Origin of the sequence: Chryseobacterium sp. Leaf404 (assembly GCF_001424145.1) — a bacterium.
Classification (GTDB): domain Bacteria; phylum Bacteroidota; class Bacteroidia; order Flavobacteriales; family Weeksellaceae; genus Chryseobacterium.
This window is the reverse complement of the sequence record NZ_LMQM01000010.1, coordinates 477,488-497,000: the sequence shown is the minus strand read 5'-3', so window position 1 is coordinate 497,000 and position 19,513 is coordinate 477,488. Positions and strand designations below refer to the sequence as shown.

At 36.6% G+C, this 19,513-nt stretch carries 21 protein-coding genes; 8 read left to right on the top strand and 13 right to left on the bottom strand.

Going from position 1 to position 19,513, the window contains the following annotated elements:
• Positions 1-6: 6 nt before the first annotated feature.
• Positions 7-564, bottom strand: a complete 558-nt coding sequence (locus ASG31_RS08055) for a TlpA family protein disulfide reductase (RefSeq protein ID WP_056030376.1) — start codon at positions 562-564, stop codon at positions 7-9.
• Positions 565-592: 28 nt separating this feature from the next.
• On the opposite strand from ASG31_RS08055, the gene ASG31_RS08050 reads away from it, so the two are divergent.
• Together ASG31_RS08050 and ASG31_RS08045 are read left to right on the top strand one after the other, a co-directional pair.
• A complete protein-coding gene (locus tag ASG31_RS08050) occupies positions 593-1,717 on the top strand; it encodes a 2Fe-2S iron-sulfur cluster-binding protein (RefSeq protein WP_056030373.1) in 1,125 nt (374 codons plus the stop codon).
• A gap of 59 nt (positions 1,718-1,776) precedes the next feature.
• A complete protein-coding gene (locus ASG31_RS08045) occupies positions 1,777-2,331 on the top strand; it encodes a vancomycin high temperature exclusion protein (protein WP_410493183.1) in 555 nt (184 codons plus the stop codon).
• 3 nt (positions 2,332-2,334) lie between these two features.
• Here ASG31_RS08045 and ASG31_RS08040 read toward each other — a convergent pair whose 3' ends face one another.
• Positions 2,335-4,932 (bottom strand): BamA/TamA family outer membrane protein, encoded by a 2,598-nt coding sequence (locus tag ASG31_RS08040; RefSeq protein WP_056030365.1) that lies wholly within the window; start codon positions 4,930-4,932, stop codon positions 2,335-2,337.
• On the opposite strand from ASG31_RS08040, the gene ASG31_RS08035 reads away from it, so the two are divergent.
• Positions 4,918-5,643 carry a TrmH family RNA methyltransferase gene (locus ASG31_RS08035; protein WP_056030362.1) on the top strand — a complete coding sequence of 242 codons (726 nt, stop codon included), beginning with the start codon at positions 4,918-4,920 and terminating at the stop codon, positions 5,641-5,643. The two genes, ASG31_RS08040 and ASG31_RS08035, sit on opposite strands and share 15 nt — an antisense overlap.
• Positions 5,644-5,773: 130 nt before the next feature.
• On the opposite strand, the gene ASG31_RS08030 is transcribed toward ASG31_RS08035, so the two are convergent.
• The 5 genes from ASG31_RS08030 to porQ all read right to left on the bottom strand — a co-directional run bounded on the left by ASG31_RS08030 (position 5,774) and on the right by porQ (position 8,937).
• Entirely contained in the window at positions 5,774-6,271 is a 498-nt protein-coding gene (locus tag ASG31_RS08030; protein WP_056030360.1) for a hypothetical protein, read from the bottom strand.
• A 4-nt stretch (positions 6,272-6,275) separates the two neighbouring features.
• Positions 6,276-6,584: a phage holin family protein gene (locus ASG31_RS08025; RefSeq protein WP_056030356.1), complete on the bottom strand. Its 309-nt coding sequence runs from the start codon at positions 6,582-6,584 to the stop codon at positions 6,276-6,278.
• A gap of 74 nt (positions 6,585-6,658) precedes the next feature.
• Positions 6,659-7,003: a YtxH domain-containing protein gene (locus tag ASG31_RS08020; RefSeq protein WP_056030353.1), complete on the bottom strand. Its 345-nt coding sequence runs from the start codon at positions 7,001-7,003 to the stop codon at positions 6,659-6,661.
• Between the two features lie 92 nt (positions 7,004-7,095).
• A complete protein-coding gene (gene cmk / locus ASG31_RS08015; protein WP_056030350.1) occupies positions 7,096-7,770 on the bottom strand; it encodes a (d)CMP kinase in 675 nt (224 codons plus the stop codon).
• 174 nt (positions 7,771-7,944) lie between these two features.
• Positions 7,945-8,937: a type IX secretion system protein PorQ gene (gene porQ, locus ASG31_RS08010; protein ID WP_056030347.1), complete on the bottom strand. Its 993-nt coding sequence runs from the start codon at positions 8,935-8,937 to the stop codon at positions 7,945-7,947.
• A 311-nt stretch (positions 8,938-9,248) separates the two neighbouring features.
• Here porQ and pyrH point away from each other — a divergent pair, with 311 nt between their 5' ends.
• Positions 9,249-9,956 (top strand): UMP kinase, encoded by a 708-nt coding sequence (gene pyrH / locus ASG31_RS08005; protein WP_056031381.1) that lies wholly within the window; start codon positions 9,249-9,251, stop codon positions 9,954-9,956.
• 136 nt (positions 9,957-10,092) lie between these two features.
• Entirely contained in the window at positions 10,093-10,647 is a 555-nt protein-coding gene (gene frr, locus ASG31_RS08000; protein ID WP_056030344.1) for a ribosome recycling factor, read from the top strand.
• A gap of 61 nt (positions 10,648-10,708) precedes the next feature.
• On the opposite strand, the gene ASG31_RS07995 is transcribed toward frr, so the two are convergent.
• Positions 10,709-11,356 carry a hypothetical protein gene (locus ASG31_RS07995; RefSeq protein ID WP_056030341.1) on the bottom strand — a complete coding sequence of 216 codons (648 nt, stop codon included), beginning with the start codon at positions 11,354-11,356 and terminating at the stop codon, positions 10,709-10,711.
• Positions 11,357-11,469: 113 nt separating this feature from the next.
• Between ASG31_RS07995 and ASG31_RS07990 the strand changes: the two genes are divergently transcribed.
• From ASG31_RS07990 to ASG31_RS07980, 3 genes are all read left to right on the top strand, one after another.
• Positions 11,470-12,972 carry a carbon-nitrogen hydrolase family protein gene (locus tag ASG31_RS07990; protein WP_056030338.1) on the top strand — a complete coding sequence of 501 codons (1,503 nt, stop codon included), beginning with the start codon at positions 11,470-11,472 and terminating at the stop codon, positions 12,970-12,972.
• Positions 12,973-13,401: 429 nt separating this feature from the next.
• On the top strand, positions 13,402-15,009 hold the full coding sequence (locus tag ASG31_RS07985) for an ABC1 kinase family protein (protein WP_231433725.1): 1,608 nt from the start codon (positions 13,402-13,404) through the stop codon (positions 15,007-15,009).
• Between the two features lie 140 nt (positions 15,010-15,149).
• Positions 15,150-16,502 carry a DEAD/DEAH box helicase gene (locus tag ASG31_RS07980; protein WP_056030332.1) on the top strand — a complete coding sequence of 451 codons (1,353 nt, stop codon included), beginning with the start codon at positions 15,150-15,152 and terminating at the stop codon, positions 16,500-16,502.
• 39 nt (positions 16,503-16,541) lie between these two features.
• Here the strand turns inward: ASG31_RS07980 and ASG31_RS07975 are convergent, their stop codons facing one another.
• The 5 genes from ASG31_RS07975 to ASG31_RS07955 form a co-directional block, all read right to left on the bottom strand.
• Positions 16,542-16,985 carry a lipocalin family protein gene (locus ASG31_RS07975; protein ID WP_056030331.1) on the bottom strand — a complete coding sequence of 148 codons (444 nt, stop codon included), beginning with the start codon at positions 16,983-16,985 and terminating at the stop codon, positions 16,542-16,544.
• Positions 16,986-17,070: 85 nt separating this feature from the next.
• Complete coding sequence (locus ASG31_RS07970; RefSeq protein WP_056030328.1) at positions 17,071-17,544, bottom strand: hypothetical protein; 474 nt, start codon at positions 17,542-17,544, stop codon at positions 17,071-17,073.
• A gap of 2 nt (positions 17,545-17,546) precedes the next feature.
• The gene (locus tag ASG31_RS07965) at positions 17,547-18,203 is read right to left on the bottom strand and encodes a GDSL-type esterase/lipase family protein (protein WP_056030324.1); all 657 of its coding nucleotides are present in this window, start codon (positions 18,201-18,203) and stop codon (positions 17,547-17,549) included.
• 61 nt (positions 18,204-18,264) lie between these two features.
• A complete protein-coding gene (locus tag ASG31_RS07960; protein WP_056030321.1) occupies positions 18,265-18,726 on the bottom strand; it encodes a lipocalin family protein in 462 nt (153 codons plus the stop codon).
• A 119-nt stretch (positions 18,727-18,845) separates the two neighbouring features.
• Positions 18,846-19,448, bottom strand: coding sequence for a hypothetical protein (locus ASG31_RS07955; RefSeq protein ID WP_056030318.1), 603 nt, complete (start codon positions 19,446-19,448; stop codon positions 18,846-18,848).
• Positions 19,449-19,513: the final 65 nt, after the last annotated feature.

Genomic DNA, 19,513 nt, shown 5'->3' with positions numbered 1-19,513 from the left:
ATAGAACTATTGAATAAAACTTTTCAGTTTGGCATCCAGTACCTCCTCCGGCATTCCACCCAGAGCTTCATCGGTTTTATTTCCTTTCCTGAAAAAAGTGTAGGGAATATTATTTCCTTTCCATGATGTGAAAGCATCGAAAAATGAAGGGTCTAATTTTGAATCATCCAGCAAAACTATTTGGTCTTTCAAACCGCTTTCTTCCGCAAAAGCAGGTACGTCTTTAGTCCATTCCGGTTTATTGTAGATATTTACAAAAAGAAACTTCACAGGTTTTCCCTTCAGCTCTTCAACTTTTTTCTTAAAATGAGGCATTTCCATCATGCAGGGGCCACACCAGGTAGCAAAAAAATTTGTTACGTACAAAGTATCGTTATTTTTTGAAATATTTTCTGAGAGTTCCTTCGGAGAAATTTCTTTTAAATTAACTTTTACGCTGTCTTTTTCAGGAATTGTATTTACAGCCACAGAGTCTGTATTTGTGGGCGTTTCTGAAGTGGGTTCCTGCTTTTTGCATGCAGAGAGTGCACATAAAACAAATGCAGATAAAAGAAGCTTCTTCATATTTTTTATTTATTTTTGAAATTCAGATATGAAACAACAAATTTATAAAGGTAAACTCACTGCGTTTCACCCGCTAAAAATAGCTAAAAAGCAAGACCTGACCAAAAATACTTTCTCTCTGGAATTTGAGGTTCCGGAAGAATTGACTGAGTTTTTTTCTTTTGATGCCGGCCAGTATGTAAGTATTCTCACCGAAAACAAAGGCAGTGAATTTATAAATGATTACTCGATGACTTCTGCTCCGTTTGAGAAGAAAATTTCTTTGGGGCTGAAGATGAATTCTGATGGAGGTTCTGCCGCATTCATTTACAAAAATTATCAGATTGGTGATTTTATGTATGTAAGCAAACCTGCCGGTAGATTTACTTTGGTTTCAAAGCCGAGTGAATTCAGAACCATAGTAGGTTTTGCTGCAGGCATTGGGATTACGCCTGTTTTGAGCCATTTTAAAAATATTCTTCACCGGGAACCGAGAACCCGTCTCTTCCTCTTTTACGGAAACAGAAACTCTGAAAACCTCGCATACCGTGAGGAGCTTGATCAGCTTGCCCGTTTTTATGGCGACAGATTGCAGATTTTCTACTTTTTTTCGAGAGAAAATACTGAAAACTCCTTTTTTTCTGGAAGACTTGATGATAAAAAATTAAATTTAATTATCAACCAGATTCTGCATCTTGATGATACCGACGAAGAATCAACGATTTGGGATGCTGTAGATGAAGTTTTAATCTGTGGAAAAGGTGAAATGATAAAAAGCCTTGCCAATGCCTGTTTTCATCTCGGGATTCCGAAAAACAACATTCACTTTGAACTTTTTGAAGAGTTTAATGAAGACATTTATCCAATAGAAAAAGAATTTCCTCTTATTGAAAATATTAAAGTAGAATTTCAGATTTCAGGTAAAAACTTTGAAACAGAACTTGAAAATAACCGAGAGAAAATACTACAGCAGCTATTAGTAAAAAATTTTCCTGTCCCATATTCCTGCAAATCCGGAATCTGTGGCAGTTGCGAGTGTTTTTTAGAAGAAGGTGAAGTGGAACTTCTGGAAAATGAATATTTAACAGAAAAAGAAGAATCACAGGGCAAAATTTTAGCCTGCATGTCTATTGCCAAAACAAAGAAAATAAAGCTTAACTTTGATTTCAATTGAGATTCATCAGGCACATATTCAAATTTATTTTCGTTTCAGCAGAAATTTTTCTTCTGCTGATGGCTCTGTGCAATGCATGGGTGTTTGGGCTTACCAACGGAAGAACATACACAAAAATTTCAAAAATTCCTCCGCGTGAAGTTGCTTTGGTTTTGGGAACTTCACCCAGAATGCGATCCGGAGTTTCAAATCCGTACTTCACCAAAAGGATGGATGCTGCTGCTTTGCTCTATCATCACGGCAAAATAAAAACCATTGTTGTAAGTGGTGAAAAAAGTAAGGGCTATGACGAGCCGGCTGCCATGAAAAACTATCTCATTTATCAGGAAGGCGTGCCGGAACATATTATTGTTGAAGACCCGAAAGGCTTTAATACCTACCAGAGTATTCTCCGCTGTAAAAACACTTACAAAAAGAAAAACGTCATCATCGTTTCGCAGGGATTTCACAATCTGCGGGCACTGTTTTTTGCCAGAAACAATTCTATGAATGCTTTGGGATTTGATGCTCAGGACGTATCTAAACCTGAAAGTTTTTACAGAAATCAGTCCAGAGAAAGTTTAGCCAGGGTTGCGGCTGTGGTTTATTATATCCTTGGGATTTCTCCTGATTAAGATTTAGAAAGGATAACCAAATGCAATGTTCATGGTTGGTTTCAGAGGATTGAAATGTTTTATTCTCCATCTTTCTGAATCTGGCCTGTTGGGGTCATACATCTTATAGGCAAGGTCTAGCCTTAAGGTGATGTAGGCGATATTTACTCTCAATCCCAATCCGCTTCCTACACCCATCTGGCGGATGAATTTGCTGAATTTAAACTGATCTTCAAAACCGCTGTCTTCAAGATTCCAGATGTTCCCAATGTCTGTAAATATGGCTCCTTCATACATATCGTTGAAAGGAAGACGGTATTCAATATTTGTGGTCAGTTTTACATTTCCCATCAGATAGGTACGCACACGCTCATCAATCTGCGAATCTGCAGGTCCAAGACCTCCGAATGCCACCCACGCTCTGATGTCATTAGAACCACCGTTGAAATAAGAACGTACGAAAGGCATAGTGGATGAGTTTCCGTAAGGGATTCCCACTCCTACAAACTGCCGTAAAGCGAGAGTCTGGTTGCCGTTAATTTTATAATATTTTCTGATGTCAAAATCAAATTTTACAAATTGTGCATAAGGTATTCCGAAAATCGTTTTTTGGGGGGTTGTAACTACGCCACCGCCATCTGTTGCTTTAGTAAAAAGACCAGGGAGATTGCCTGCCAATTCTACTTTTCCGTTAAAATAAAATGCGTTGGGATAATCTTTTTTACCAATTTCATTATAAACAAAATTGTATATTAGAGAGTTGATGACAACATCCTGTGTTTGTCTGTCTTTATTCACCAATGTTCCTGTGAAGGCAAGCAAACGGTCTGCTCTTGTCTGATCAAGTGTTGCCACATAACCCTCATCCTGAAGAATCATCATAGAAACCTGATCTTTGGTAAACTGACCGGAATTATACTGCTGACCTAACTGAGGGTTGTAAGTGAAATAATCATCAAAAGCTGCTCTCCTGATGTTTTCGTCACCTACGAAAAAATCATAGTAGTTCTCTTTGTTTTTGGTTAAACTGAACTGCGTATTAAACAGTGAAAGTCTGTGTGAAACCTGATCGTTTACGTTGGCGAAATAATTTAAACCCGTATTGAAATTGACTCTTCCCAAACCAATGTTGTTCTGTACAGAAGCTCCCAAAACAATAGAAGATGTAGGAGTGTACCGTTTGGGAATTAATTTGTAATAAGAGAAAGGCAAAAGTAATCTTGGAAACTGTAGTGAAGCCTGTGCAGAAATTTCGTAGGCACCAATTCTTCTGTCAATGTCTCTCGGGTTGACGATTCTTCCAAACGTTCCGGAAAGACTGGTAGAGAGATTTTCGGCACCTCCAAAAACATTTCTTGTTGTAAGATCCACAGAAGGTGAAATACCTAAATTTAAAAGCTGTGAATAATTGATATCTGTTCCCAGTTTAAGCTGGAATTTGTCTAATGGTTTTAAAATATATAAAACATCAAGAATGCTGTCACTTATTTTTCCACCATCATTTTTTCTGTAATCCACATCGCTTTTCAGGATACTGAAGTTATTCATTGCTGAAAAATTACGTTTGGTAAGATTCAGTTTTTTCTGATCATATACAGATCCGTGGTCTTCAATAACGGCCCGCCAAAGAGCCTGATTTTTATAACGGTCATCGGTTTTATGAAAGCGGATTCTTCTGAGGCTGTCTCTTGTAGTTCTTTTTTCATAATAATCTGAAATATCATCTACTACAGCAACATCAATATCTCCTATAGTCGCAACTTTGTAAGGAGTATCAACAGAATCTTTGTGAATCTCCAGAGTTAGCGGAACCTCTTTTCTGCTTTTTAAAGAATCGGCTACAAAATATACCTCATTATTTGCACTGTTGAATCTGTAATAGCCGCTGCCGCGCATAATCTCGTTGATTCTTACAACCTCTTTTTCAAGATTGGTCTGATCAAGGATATCACCTTTTTTAATATTGGTTTTTGCGATACTGTTTTTAAAATGATCTTTAATCGCCAAATCCGGAATGTTGTAATAATAATCTTTGATGATCGTAGGGCTGTTGTGCCTGATTGTGTAATTTACACTTGCCTTTTTACTCGCCGAATCCTTTTTGTCTGTGGCTTTTACTTCACCGTCCCAAAAACCTCTGTACGTCAATCTTTTCTCTATTGATGCAGCGCTTTTTTCAGTTTTTGCTTCATCAAAAATGCTCGGTGCACTTCCCCAGTTATGGTACAGTCTGTCCATAAACAAACTTTTACCCACACTGCTCTGCATATTGTATTTTATGAAAAGTGAGTCTCTCAGCTTTTGATTTCTCATTTCGCTGGGATAGGTCATGTATTCATTTAAAATGGTGTCGTATTTCGGGTTTGCCGCATTGTAAAACCAAAGACTCAATGGAAGGAAAAGCAGTTGTTTTTTGTTTGGTTTTTGCTGTACGTAATCCTTAAGCTCATCATCAAAAGGTTGTTTTCCATCTTCAAATTCAAAAGTGTTGCTCGTGAGAAGATACTGCCCGTCAGGAACTTTTTTGGTAGTACTGCAGGCGTAAAGTATAATAATAAATATTGCAAATGAAAGAATTTTATAATACTTTTGAGGAGAATTCCTATAATGCTTACAGCTCATACACTAAAAATTTTACAGTCTCTTGATAAAAAGAAGTTCAGGCAAAAATACAATTTGTTTTTGGTTGAAGGCAATAAAATTATTTCAGAACTTAACGGTTCAGGTTTTAAAATTAAAGAAATATATTCTACAGATCCACGAAAACTGAGATTTAATAATGTTTCATGCATCCCAGTTTCTGAAAATGAGTTGAGGAAATTAAGTTTCCTGCAGAATCCAAAAGATTCAGTAGCGGTATGTTATCTGCATGAAGAGTCTGGCTTTCAGGAAAAAGATTTTCAGATTGTCTTAGACGGAATTCAGGATCCCGGAAATCTGGGAACCATTATAAGACTTGCAGACTGGTTTGGAATTGAACAGATTGTGTGCAGCGAAGATACTGTAGATTTCTATAATCCTAAAGTTATTCAGGCAACGATGGGTTCTTTTACAAGAGTAAATATCGTGTACAAAAATCTTGTTGAGTATTTATCTGAAACTGAAAATCAGAATATCGGAACTGATATGATAGGCGAAAATATTTACACTTTTCAGAAACCTGAAAAAATCAATCTGATCTTAGGTAACGAAGGAAACGGTATGCGTCCTGAAACTGAAAATTTTCTGCATCAAAGCATCAGTATCCCGAGATTCGGAAAGTCGCAGTCTACAGAAAGTCTTAATGTCTCTATGGCTGCGGGAATTATCTTAGGACAGCTTTTCAGGGTTTGAGGTGTAGAGTCTGAGAGTCGGAGCGTTTTAGGGTTATAGAGTTGCTGGTTGAGAAGTTTTTTTGTTTTAGAATCAGAGAGTGGGAGGGCTCTTGATATACTCAAACACTCCGACTCTCCAACACTCCCGCTCATATAAGCTGCTCCATACTCGAAACGCTTTTGGTTTTTTGATAATTTTCAAGTTTTCCCCTGATAAACTTTAGAGCTATGGGAGCAAGATAGATGAGGGCAACACCAATTGCTTTTTTCTTCCACTTGCTGCTGGTGAGATTTTTCTTGGCATAATTTGCAACAAGGGCAGTTGTACCGAGCTTAATCAGACCTTCCAGTGCATCACCTTTAAATGCTGAATTAGCAATTCCTACAGCAGTACTTTTACTGAAAATCAAATTTTTCACCTCAGAACTTACCTGTTTTGCAATAACATCTTTACGTAAAACCGTCTTTTCTTCACCGTCCTCATCAGTTTTCTCTTTAAGATACTGGTCTGTAAATCCATTGGTGAAAGCACTTAAACTTTCTTTTGCATTTTTAAATGTAAGAATGGCTTCCAGATCATTCACTTCTTCCTGCAGGAGTTTTTTCTTTCTTTTCAGTTCTTCCAGACTGTTAAAACTTACACTCATAGGTTTAATGATTTATAAATTGTACCACTTTATCTGCGATAATATTCACGATTTTCTTTTTGAAAACTGCAATGACCATCATGACAAAAACATAAAATCCGGCAACGATCAGAAAGCCAAATGCCGTATTGTCAAGAGCTCTGCCTATAAGATAAGCAAGCCCGAAATTGAACATGATGATAAAAAAGGCAAACGCAATAAGGAATATGATAAGATAGGTGATAATTCCTGCCGACAGTGATGTTTTTTCAGTGGCCTGGATCTTCAGCAGATCCAGTCTTTTGGTTGCATATTCTTTTAAAGTTTCTACCATTGATTTTTTTTTAAAGTTACAAAAAAAGGAACTTTAAAAACAAAGTTCCTTCAACTATTACTGTGAAAATAAAATTATTTCAAATCATTCAGACCGTTTTCAACATCTTTCACTACATCTGTAGTTTTAGAAACGATTTGGTCTTTGTATTTATCATACCCATCTCTTACGGTATGTGCTACATTATTGGCAGTGTCTTTAAAAGTAGAAGAAATATTGTCATACTGCTCCTTTACTTTGTCAGAAACTTCTCCGTATTTATTCTTAGCTTGATCTTTAATATCTCCGGCTTTAGTCTTAATTTTTTTTCTGGTTTCTTTACCTTCTTCAGGTGCGTAAAGCATTCCCAATACTACTCCGGCAGCTGCACCGGCTAATAAACCTGCTAAAATCCCTGCTGTATTTCCTTTCTTAGACATTTCTTGTTTTTTTAATTGTTAATATATTCGAATTAGTTGTCTTAAGTTTTACAATTAATATACCAAAGAAGTAAATTAACTATTAAAAACTGTTAAAAATTTTTCACGTAATCAAGAATGAGATCGATGGTTTCTTTTTTACTGATATCTGTATTATCTATCACCACCGCATCATCAGCCTGTTTTAATGGCGCAACTTCACGTTCACTGTCAATTTTATCCCTCTCAGAGAGATTTTGACCTACTTTTTTTTCATCTGCTTCAATTCCAAGACTCAAAAGCTCATGGTAGCGACGTCTCGTACGCTCTTCAATACTGGCAGTGATAAAAAATTTAAAGTCAGCGTTGGGCAGAACCACGGTGCCAATATCTCTGCCGTCCATAATGATACCGCCTTTTTCAGCAAGTTTTCTTTGATAACCTAATAGAAATTCTCTCACTTCCGGCTGTTTTGCAACAATGCTTACCTGATCTGAGACTTTGTTGCTTCTGATTTCTTTGCTGATATTGATTTCGTTTAAAAAAAGAACCAGTTCATCCTCAATATTTTTAAATTCAAGGTGAATGTGGTCAAAGTTTTCAAATAAATTTTCAAAATTAACAGTTCCGTCTTCATTGCAACAATTCTGAAGCGCAAACCAGGTTACTCCGCGGTACAGTGCCCCGGTGTCTAAATGTACAATGCCAAGTTTCTGTGCAATGATTTTAGAAATCGAACTTTTGCCTGTGGAAGAAAATCCGTCTATGGCGATTACCGGTTTTTTCATCTGTAGATGTTTATTGTTTTTTTAAAAGACATATGGAATCCCTTAATCTTCAAAGGTGTTAGTGCTTTTAAATCATGGGGATTTCATAAAGGCAAATTTGAAGAAATTTTATTAAAAAATCAACAGTTGTTTAATCTAAAAAAAAAGATTTTGAAAGGAATTGAGAGAAAAAAATTACTCCCCCTTACGGCTTGTAAGATCCACAGAAATACCCAGCTGATTTACATTTGAAGCATTGTGATATCTTACGTGTGCGTAATCCAGACGGAATCTTGAAAGTTTAATCCCAAAACCTCCGGAAAGTCCCGAAAAGTTTCTCTGATCCACCACTGCAAGTTCACTCCCTCTTCTTACATTATATCCTAGGCGGATGTTAAAACTTCTTTCAGGAAAAAGTTCAGCACCTAATGAAAAGTGGTCGGCAATTTTTCTACCAATATTCACTTCCTGTCCGTTGGCATTCAGTTCAGAAGAAATATCAAACTGCTGCAGGTCGTGTGCTGTAATGGTTACTGCCAAAGGGAAATTCGGAATAATTCTGGTGTAACCCAAATCTATTCTGAAAGGTAAATTTTCTCTTGTGCCGTTGAATGATTTAAACTGATATCCGAAATTTCTGAATACTAAAGATGCAGTCTCCTTGTTTTTCTTGTGATGATAGGTAATACCTCCATTCCCGGAAACTGCAGAAGATGTGTAGGTATCAATTTTTGATGTAATAAAGTTTAAGCCTCCGCCAATTGTCCAGTTTTCTTCAAACTGATAGGCATATCCTGCTCCCACAGCAACATCCGATGCTGAAAATTCTCCCATTTCAAAACCGCTTTCGTCTGTTCTGGGGATATTTCCATAGCTCAGATATCTGGCATTGGCCGTAAGAAAATGTCCGTTATCCATATCTTTAGCAAAAGCAATCGTTCCGTATTTAGAATCTGCGAGATATGCTGTTGCATTGAGAGCAAGCTGCATATCAGAATCTTTATTCAGCAAAGACGGATTAGCAATAGCGAAAGAGACATCCTGATCTCTCACAGATATTGCGTCACCTCCCAAAGCCGCCTGACGCGCAGAAACAGGGATGTTTAAGAAAGGGTATACATTGTTTCCGTTCTGTGCAAACGAAAAGATACCTGCGAGCAAAAGAGGGAAAACTAAAACTTTCTTCAATTCTTTATATAATTAATGCAAAAATAATCCTTTTTAGAACTTATCAAAATATTTGTTTAAGTATTTACTCGATTTGTTGATAATTAACGTCAGGATTTATTGCTGATTATCAGTTTACACCTGCAAAAACGTTTTTGTTAAGATTTTGTTACTGTATTTTTTGAACAGAATTCATTAAATTTTTACAGAATTTAGAATGAAATTAAAACTTTTCGTACTGCAAAATTTCTGAAAAATAATTGTTATTAATGTTTATATTTGCACAATTAATTTTAAAAGAATTAATGCTCCCAAAATTATTATTGAAAGACATGAAATATAAAAGAATCCTTCTGAAACTGAGTGGTGAAGCCCTGATGGGAAACAGACAATATGGTATTGATACTGAAAGGCTGCAGGAATATGCTGCAGAAATCAAACAGGTTGTAGACAGAGGCTGCGAGGTGGCGATTGTGATAGGAGGAGGAAATATTTTCCGTGGTGTAGCCGGTGCTGCAAAAGGGATGGACAGAGTGCAGGGCGACTACATGGGAATGCTTGCAACTGTCATCAACGGAATGGCATTACAGGGAGCTCTGGAAGATGCAGGAATCAAAACCAGACTTCAGTCTGCCATTGAAATGGATAAAGTCGCAGAACCTTTCATTAAAAGAAGAGCAGTAAGACATCTTGAAAAGGGCAGAGTAGTGATCTTCGGTGCCGGAACAGGAAACCCATATTTCACAACAGATACTGCAGCTACTTTAAGAGCTATTGAAATTGATGCTGATGTAATTTTAAAAGGAACCAGAGTAGACGGAATCTACGATATGGATCCTGAGAAAAATGAGAACGCAGTAAAATTCAACTCATTAACCTTCGAAGAAGTTTTCGAAAAAGGACTCAAGGTAATGGATATGACCGCTTTCACTTTAAGCCACGAAAATAAACTTCCGATCATCGTTTTTGACATGAACAAAGACGGAAATCTTATAAAAATCGTAGACGGCGAGAATGTGGGAACGTTAGTTGATTTGTAAAAGCCAGGTAAAAGAGCCAGGTAAAAAGTAAAAGGAACCAAGTAAGGAAAAAGTGATTTTGAAATAGTATTATTACTCATTACACATCACTTATTACTCATAATAAATGTGTAATTATTCAAATTTTAAATATATAATGGAAGAATTAGATCTTATATTAGATTCTGTAAAAGATGACATGGATGCTGCGGTAAGGCATTTGGATCATGCGTTTCAGAGAATCAGAGCGGGGCGTGCGTCTACAGCGATGGTTCAGGATGTAATGGTGGAATATTACGGAGCACCTACTCCGCTTAATCAGGTTGCCAACGTTTCTGTGCCGGATGCGATGACGATTTCTATTCAGCCTTGGGACAGAACTGCGATTAATGCTATTGAAAAGGCAATTATCAATTCTAATTTAGGTTTTGCTCCTTCCAATAATGGTGAAAACATCATTCTGAATGTACCGCCATTAACTGAAGAGAGAAGAAAAGAGCTTGCAAAACAGGCTAAAGGTGAAACTGAAGATACCAAAATTGTAATCAGAAACGCGAGACAAAACGGTATTAAAGAGCTTAAAAAACTGGATGGTGTTTCTGAAGACATCATCAAAGACTCTGAGGCAACAATTCAGGATTACACAGATAAATATGTTAAAATCTGCGATGACCATTTGAAAAATAAAGAAGCAGAAATTATGAAAGTTTAATTTTTTAAACTTTTATCTAAAATACAAGAGATTTCCATTTGCGGAAATCTCTTTTTTGTTTCTAAAAACATTGTTTTAGACCTTTTTTAAAGTTTTTATTTTTGATTATTTTTCCAAATTCTGCCAGCAATTCTTTGCTTTTGCAGTTTTTAGAAGCATAGTTTGGAAATTTAGGAACATCCGGTTTCTTTTTATCGGCTGAAAGGATGGTATATTTTTTTTCGAGACAGTCAATCACTTTATTCTCTGCTAAATATATTCTCGATTCTGTGATGTCATCTTTTGTTTCAGGTTTTTCTGAAGTTCCACCGTTAAAGCTCCAAACAGTTTCTTCCTTCAGTATAAAAAACGGTTTTTCTTCATTCAGATAATAGTTTTCATCAGCAGAGTAGTGGCTGTACTGAGCAAACGAATGTTTAATCACCTTCACCTTTGAATTTTTTGAGTAGTATGTCACGTTTCCTACCCGTCCGTCGCATTCGTATTCGAAAAAAACAGAATCCAGGACTTTTTTATTTATTTCATCCTGAAACTCACCATAATATTTCTGAATATCTTCTTTAGACGAAATCGTAATTTTATCAGTTTTAACAGGTGCTTTAACGGTTTTACTATCAGTTTGATTTTGGGTTAGACTTTCAGAAGTTTTTTCCTTTGTACAACTCTGAAAACTTAAGGCAACGAGCAGAAGAACTGAATATGTTTTCATATTTTAATTTTGAGAATACTTACAAAAACTGTGCGGCTTGGTGTAAATCTTGTTTAAATAATGCCTTCAAATAAGTTTTAAACTTAGAAAAACAGTAACTTTAAAAGAAAATTATGCAGATAGACGCAAGAAATCTAAGTGTGGACGACCATGAAGAGCTGGTAGAAACGATGAAAAGGGCTTATCCCACAATGTCAGACTACATCTGGCCAAAAAAAAGCATAGAAAAACTTACAAAAATTTTTCCCGCAGGACAGATATGTATCACTGTAGACGGCAAACTCGCGGCTGTTGCACTGTCTATTATTGTGAACTACGAAGAGTTTGGCGATGACCATACGTATAAAGATATTACGGGAAATTACACCTTCAATACACACACCAATGCAGGAAATGTTCTCTACGGAATTGAAGTTTTCGTAGATCCTGAATTCCGTGAACTTCGTTTGGCTAGAAGACTTTATGACCTCAGAAAAGAGCTTTGCGAGCAGCTGAATCTCAGAGCCATTGTTTTGGGAGGCAGAATCCCTCATTATCACAAGCATAGTGATGAGCTTTCGCCCAGAGAATACATCAGAAAAGTGCGTGATAAAGAGATTTATGACCCAGTACTTTCATTTCAGCTTTCCAATAATTTTTTACCTGTCAAAGTCCTGAATAAATATCTTCTGGAAGATGAATCTTCAAAAGAAAACGCAGTTTTACTCCAGTGGAACAATATTTATTACAGCAAAAAGCCGAACACGATGCAGGACAGCGTGATCCGTCTTGGGCTGGTACAGTGGCAGATGAGACACTTTAAAGATATCCATGCATTTTATGAGCAGGTAGAGTTTTTTGTAAATGTGATGGGAGATTACAAGGCAGATTTTGTGCTCTTTCCTGAGCTTTTCAACACGCCACTACTGGCGCCTTTCAACCATCTTTCCGAGAGAGACAGTATGATTGAACTGGCAAAACTGACAGATGATATCAGAACCAGAATTTCCGAGTTTGCCATCAGCTACAATGTCAATATTATCTCCGGAAGTATGCCTTTTTTTGACGGAAACGACCTTTACAATATTTCATACATGATGCACCGCGATGGAAGAATTGATGAATACAGAAAAATTCACATCACCCCGAACGAAAAAAAATACTATGGTATGAAAGGCGGTAGCGAAATAAAAGTTTTCGATACAGACTGCGGAAAAGTGGGATTGGTGATCTGCTATGACGTAGAATTTCCTGAACTGCCAAGAATTTTAGCCGATCAGGGCATGAAAATATTGTTTGTACCGTATCTCACCGATACTCAAAATGCTTACATGAGAGTCCGCCACTGTGCCGCTGCAAGAGCCATTGAAAACGAGTGTTACGTCGCCATCGCCGGCTGTGTTGGAAATCTTCCGGGTGTGAATAATATGGATATTCAGTTTGGTCAGGCCGCCGTTTTTACGCCGTCCGATTTTGCATTTCCTTCAAATGCCGTGAAAGGTGAAGCCACTCCAAATACGGAAATGACATTAATTGTAGACGTAGATTTGAATTTACTCAAAGACCTTCACCACAACGGTTCGGTACAGATTTTAAAAGACAGACGAACAGATTTGTATGAAACTTATTTAAAGTAAAACTGGAATTTTCAAGAAAGAAAGCAATTACATGAAAAGGGTGGTTGCTTTTTTTGTGATGAATGGTTTACACCTTTCAATCGTTTTTCAGCAAAATTATATCACGAAAATTTAGAACTATTTATATTTTGCATTTTGCTTTAAGAAAATTGATCTTAATGAAGTTGATTTCAGAAATGAGAACGTAAGCTTTTCCGAAGTTATAAAAAATAAAGTCATTGATAAACTGAAAGATATTTCACAACCAAGCCGACTGTTTTTTTATCTAATCTTGGGGTGGATGATGCTGATTTTGGTGCTGACGGTTTTTAGGGTGATCTAATTTTTATTTAAATCTTTCATCAGGAACATTTTTTGAATACCTTCGGAGAACAATTTTCACAAAGAATGTTTGACAAGCAACAGCGAAAGCTAAAAAGATCCGCCAAAATGATTTCCGTGCTCAGTAAGTACGGTTTTAAAGATGTTTTGGCAAGAATGAACAGCGGAAAAAAAGCTGAATCAGAAGAAATTCAGGCTGATGAAGTGATCTCGAAAGGTACTGTTTATGAAAGAATCAGAATGGTTTTGGAAGAGCTCGGTCCCACTTTTGTAAAACTCGGACAGTCGTTCAGCAATCGTGAAGATCTTCTGCCACCGGAACTCATTCAGGAACTTCAAAAACTTCAAGACAGAGTGGAAGTGGTTGATTTAAACGTAAAAGAAATCCTCGAAAATGAAATCGGAATTTCTGCTGATGAACATTTTGCATTTATCAATCCAAAACCTTTGGCAACAGCCTCCATCGCTCAGGTTTATGAGGCTGAACTTTTGACTGGAGAAAAAGTAATTCTTAAAATCAAAAAACCAGACGTTCAAACCTACATCGAAGACGACCTTTTACTGCTGAAAGATATTATAAAACTTCTTTATTCTTACACAGATTTAGGCGAAAAACTCAATCTGAAGCAGGCAATTTCAACTTTTGAAAAATCTTTGCTCGAAGAGCTTTCACTGATAAACGAGAAAGAAAACATTCTGCAGTTTGCAAGAAATTTTAAAAACAATAAAGAAACTTACGTTCCGAAAGTTTACGATGAATTTTCCAACAATACCGTCCTCTGTATGGAGTTTGTGGATGGAATTAAAGTGACAGACAAAACTTCTCTTCTTGCAAACGATATCGATCCTGTAACTGTTTCGGAAGTTGGTTTAAGGTTATTTGTTTCTCAGATTTTAGACTTTGGCTTTTTTCATGCAGATCCTCATGGCGGAAATATTCTGGTGAAAAAAGATGGTAGAATTGTGTTTATAGATTTCGGTGCAGTCGGGAAAATTCAGCCGAATGACAAAGAGGTTTTAGAAAATCTGATCATTGCTTTTGTTGCCAAAAATTCTCATAAAATTGTACGTTATCTCAAAAAAATGTCTGTTAGCTACAGCATTCCTGATGAAAGAAGGTTTGAAAATGACGTTCAGGAAATTCTGGATTTCGTGCACAGCTCTTCTCTGAAAGATATCGATGCCAATGTGGTGATGAATAAAATGAAAGATGTTCTAAAAGACAACCGTCTTCACATGCCCGATTATTTCTATCTTTTATTTAAAGGAATTGGTCTTATAGAAGGCGTGGGAAGAAGTATCAATCCTGATCTGGATGTTGTAAAAAGTTTAAAGCCTTATTCAAAAAAGATTTTTGCGAGAAAACTGTCTCCGGAAAGTTTAATGAAAGTGGGAGTTGAGAAAATGATGAATTTTACTGATAACGTTGATGAAATTCCGAAAGAACTTCGCTCTGTACTTCAAAAATTAGATGAAAATAAATTTACGGTAACAAGCGAAATCAAAAATATTGAAAAGACCAATCAGTTGATCAAATCAAGCATTGTAAATCTTATTCTCGCAATGATTCTGGGAGCAAATATTATTGCAACGGCGATTGTTTTCGTATCAGAATCGGGTCCGAGAATCGGTGAAATGTCTTTGGTAGCAGTTTTGGGATTTTGTTTTTCTGTTTTGCTGGTAGTTATTCTGATGTTGAGAATCTCACGGAAATAATTTTTAATCCCGCGCAGATCTCACAGATTTTCACAGATAAGTGAGGATAGAATCTTTGTTAATCTGTGAGACAAAACTTCCCGCTTTCCCATCCATCTTCCATCCTCAAAACACAAAATTTAAATCCCTATCTTTGCAAAATGGAAAAACTCACTTTTGCAGACTTTGACCTTCCGGTGAAGGTTCTTGATGTTTTAGCAGATTTAAATTTATTTGAGCCCACTCCAATTCAGGAAAAAAGTATCGGTCCGATCCTTTCAGGAAGGGATGTGATGGGAATTGCACAAACGGGAACGGGAAAAACTCTTGCGTATTTACTTCCGGTTTTAAAGACCTGGAAATACAACAAAAATGGAAATCCTACGGTTGTGATTTTGGTTCCAACAAGAGAACTGGTGGTTCAGGTGACGGAAATCGTAGAAAAGCTGGCGGAAAATCTTACTGCAAGAGTGATAGGAATCTATGGCGGGAAAAACATCAATACACAGAAATTACTTTTCAATAACGGTTGTGATATTTTGGTGGGAACACCTGGTAGAATCATGGATTTAGCTATTGATAATGCGATTTCTTTAAAAGAAGTTCAGAAATTAATCATCGACGAATTTGACGAAATGCTAAATCTTGGTTTCAGACCACAGCTGACACATATTTTTGAAATGATGCGTGAAAAAAGACAGAATATTCTTTTCTCAGCAACGATGACAGAAGCGGTTGACGATATGCTTGATGAATATTTTGCAGGTCCTGTAGAAATTTCTTTGGCAAAATCCGGAACGCCACTTGAAAAAATTGAGCAGACTGCTTACAAAGTTGAAAATTTCAACACCAAAATTAATTTGCTCGAGCACTTACTAAAGAAGGACGGCGAAATGTCTAAAGTTTTGATTTTTGCCAACAATAAAAAGCACGCAGACCTGCTGTTTACTCAGATAAACGAAATTTTTCCTGATGATTTTGATGTAATTCACTCCAATAAGTCTCAAAACTATCGTTTAAAAGCGATGAAACGTTTTGAAAATGAAGAGATAAGAGGTTTAATTACAACAGATGTTATGGCGAGAGGTCTTGATATTTCAGATATTACCCACGTTGTCAATTTTGAAACTCCTGACGTTCCGGAGCAGTATATTCACAGAATCGGGAGAACGGGTAGAGCAGACAAAGACGGTAAAGCGGTAACGTTCGTAACTAAAAAAGAGGAAGAATGGGCTGTAGAAATCGAGATGCTGATGGATAAAGAATTATCGTACATTGATTTCCCTGAAGAAGTGAAAATCAATCCTAAAAAAATTGCATCTGAGGAAGACCTGATTGTGATGAAAAATCCTGCACAGGCAAAAATCTTTGAAGGCGGCGGTGCTTTCCACGAAAAGAAAGACAAAAACAAAAAAGAAAACTGGGGCGGGCCTTCGAAAAGAAAAACTCCCAAAAAGTTCGGAGCCAACAGAGCACAGCAGAAAGCGATTTCGAAATCGAAACGTAAAAAATAAAATAAAAAAACACTTCCAGATCAAAAGGAAGTGTTTTTTTTACTTGTTAATCACAATAATGATTTTATCATCCACACCGTCACCATCTTCGTCTTCGTAGTGGCTTACAAACTGCAGTTCGTTTTGGGTACGGCTTATAATTTCAATGTTTTCACCGTCGATAACGAGTTTAGAGTTGGTATGATCATATGAGTAATTAACCGTTTCTATTCCCGTACTCACACAGTTTCCGGTAATATTAACATCAAAAATATTGGTTACTACAGTATTATTGGTTTTAAATTCCAGCGTGCTTGATTGATAGCAAGGCGAGTAATCTGTGTTTGATAAAGTAATACCAGTGCTTCCGGAAACTACAATTTCTCTGGAGGGATGCCATACACCTAAAAGTGAAAACTGATTGGTAAATTCATCATCGTCGTCTACAGTACATGAATTGCACATAAAACCCGCAGACAGGGCAAGTAATAACAGTTTTTTCATAATTTTATTTTGTTAAGCCTGCAAATTAAAGAAATTTTTATCAAATAATGGTGAATTTAATAACCGAATGATTCTGTGCCCAGATTTACTCATCGTCCTCATCATCATAAAGAAAATTCAGCTCGTCATCACGCTGTGCATAATCTCTCGAAATTCCCGGCGGATTAAAGAGTCCCCAGTCATCAACGATGAAATGTTTCGGATTAAAACCTTCTACCCATTCTGCAAACAGAATCCTGAATTCTTCTACCAGCTCGCGTACTATTTTGTAATATTTAGCGTCTTTAAAACCAAACATCTCTAGGCAGTTGCCACCAACCATAATGTCCCGCGCCGCTTTTCTGATGATGGCAGCATTTTCCATTTTTATGTCGTAGAGTTTCACCGCCTCGGCACCGGAAATCTTTGCCTGAATGATCATGCTGTCGCCCAAAAGATTGTACTTTACATCCTGCAGATAATCATTATCTTCTGGAAACAGATCTGTAATTGTTTTTAAAGCTTCGTAAATCTCCTGGGATTTTTTGAAAAGCGGCGTATTTCTTGAGGATCTTTCCATGATTATTTCATGTAGGGTGTCATTACAATAGTCCAGAGTCTGTAGCCTTCCGGCGTCATGTGAAGCATATCTTCAACGAATAAATCTTTACGGGTAAGCCCGTTGTTATCATTCATAATTCTCGTAATGTTAATAAATTCTGCGTTTTTCTCCCTCCACATAAACTTAGCAATCTGCTTATTTGCCTCTTTCATTTGTGGCCATAGATGCTGTCTGCTGGGAGAATATTTAATTGAAACAAAATCAACTTCGATATTGGGGAATTTTTTACGGATCTTTTTGTAGAAAGATTTGAATCTGTCTACCACAACATCAGCTTCCAGTTTGGAATTATCCGCAAAATCATTTTCACCACAATAGATTATAATTTGTTTTGGCTGATAGGGCGAAAGCAAATCTTCAGAATAAAAATTTAAATCTGTCAGCCTCGAGCCTCCAAAACCTCTGTTGATAATGTTTTTGCCTAAAAAATATTCATTCACGTCAGTCCATTTAGTAAAAGAGGAACTTCCGATTAATAATATTGAATTTTTAGCAGGCGGATTTTCCAGATCCTGTTTTTTAAATTCCTGAATTTCCTGCCAGAACATTGGTTTCTCTTCCTGAGCAAAAAATAAGGCATACGTCATCAGTAAGAATACTGAAAAAATCTTCTTCATTGTTATAATTTTAGGGGAATAAAGGTAATAAAAAACTCCCGAAATGTTTCGGGAGTAATTGTTATCTTTTAAAGCTGATGTAGGTGGCGTCTACTTTCATATCACCGTTGATATCAATATTGCCCGCTTTCTGTTTAAGTCTTAATTCTGTACTGCTTAAAATCACCACTTCGAATGGTTGCTTTCCTGCGTCTTTAGTATCCATCACCAAATCTTTGGTTTCTTCGTTGTACGTAAAAGTACCTTCATCAAGAAAAGAGGTGCAGGAATTCAAATTTGCTCCGGAATATGTTTGAATTTTCACCTGATTATTGGTATTGAAATTCAGTAAACTTTTGGTACTGCAGCCCGTTGGTACATCAGTAAACAGCACTGTCTTGTTGTCTGCACCAGATATTATTTCGGTTTTTTCTGTCTTCCAGTTACCTTTCAGCAAATCCAACTCGTAGTTTAAAACGTCGTCATCTTTACAGGAGTTGAGAGCCAATGCAGAAAAGGCAATTAAAAGTAGGTGTTTTTTCATTTTCACAATTTTAAGAATATGCTAAAATATAAATAAATTTGAAATATTGGTAATGAAAATCAGGTTTTTTGGCTTAAAAACAGCAAAATGTAATCTTTAATTTTATTTTTCACCAAATCTTACTGTCTGCAGGATTTTTTTTCGGTGTAGATTCCCCTGCTTTGAACCTTCAGTTCGCCACTTTTGATGTTAATAATCAATAAAAAAGATTCTTTAACATCGGAACATTTTTCAGACCGATATGTTTTTAGATAAAAGTTAGAGTCATCTTTTCTGAAAGAGCCGCCTTCAGGATTTTTAATATCAACAGAATATCCGTAAGTATTTGCAATCAGTACCGCTTCCCCCACATTGTTTATTTCCCCGATAAATTTCCTTAACGCCTTTACGTCAGCAAAATACTCCGGTCTGTCGTTTTTACAGGCAATAATATAGTGAAAACAGTTTTCGCTTAAACATTTCTGAAAAAAGCCCTGTTCCGGTGCAGGTTCAAGAATAGTCATCGGTTCAGGATACTGACTTTCATACAGAACGGCTTTTTCAGGATCTGTGTGGTTGGTGAATGCTTTCCAATAAGCAAAATCCTTTGATGGTTTTATAAAAGGATACAGATTTTCCGGAGTGTCAAAAACATCAGGGATTTTTTGAAAATCTTTCATCTGCCCGGTTTGGCTCCACCAAAGGTTCGATAAAAGCAATAATGCAAATCCTGGTTTTCCCATAAAAATATTAAAATTTAAATCAGATGATAAATTTAGCTATTAAGTTTTTTAAAATCGTCATCTGC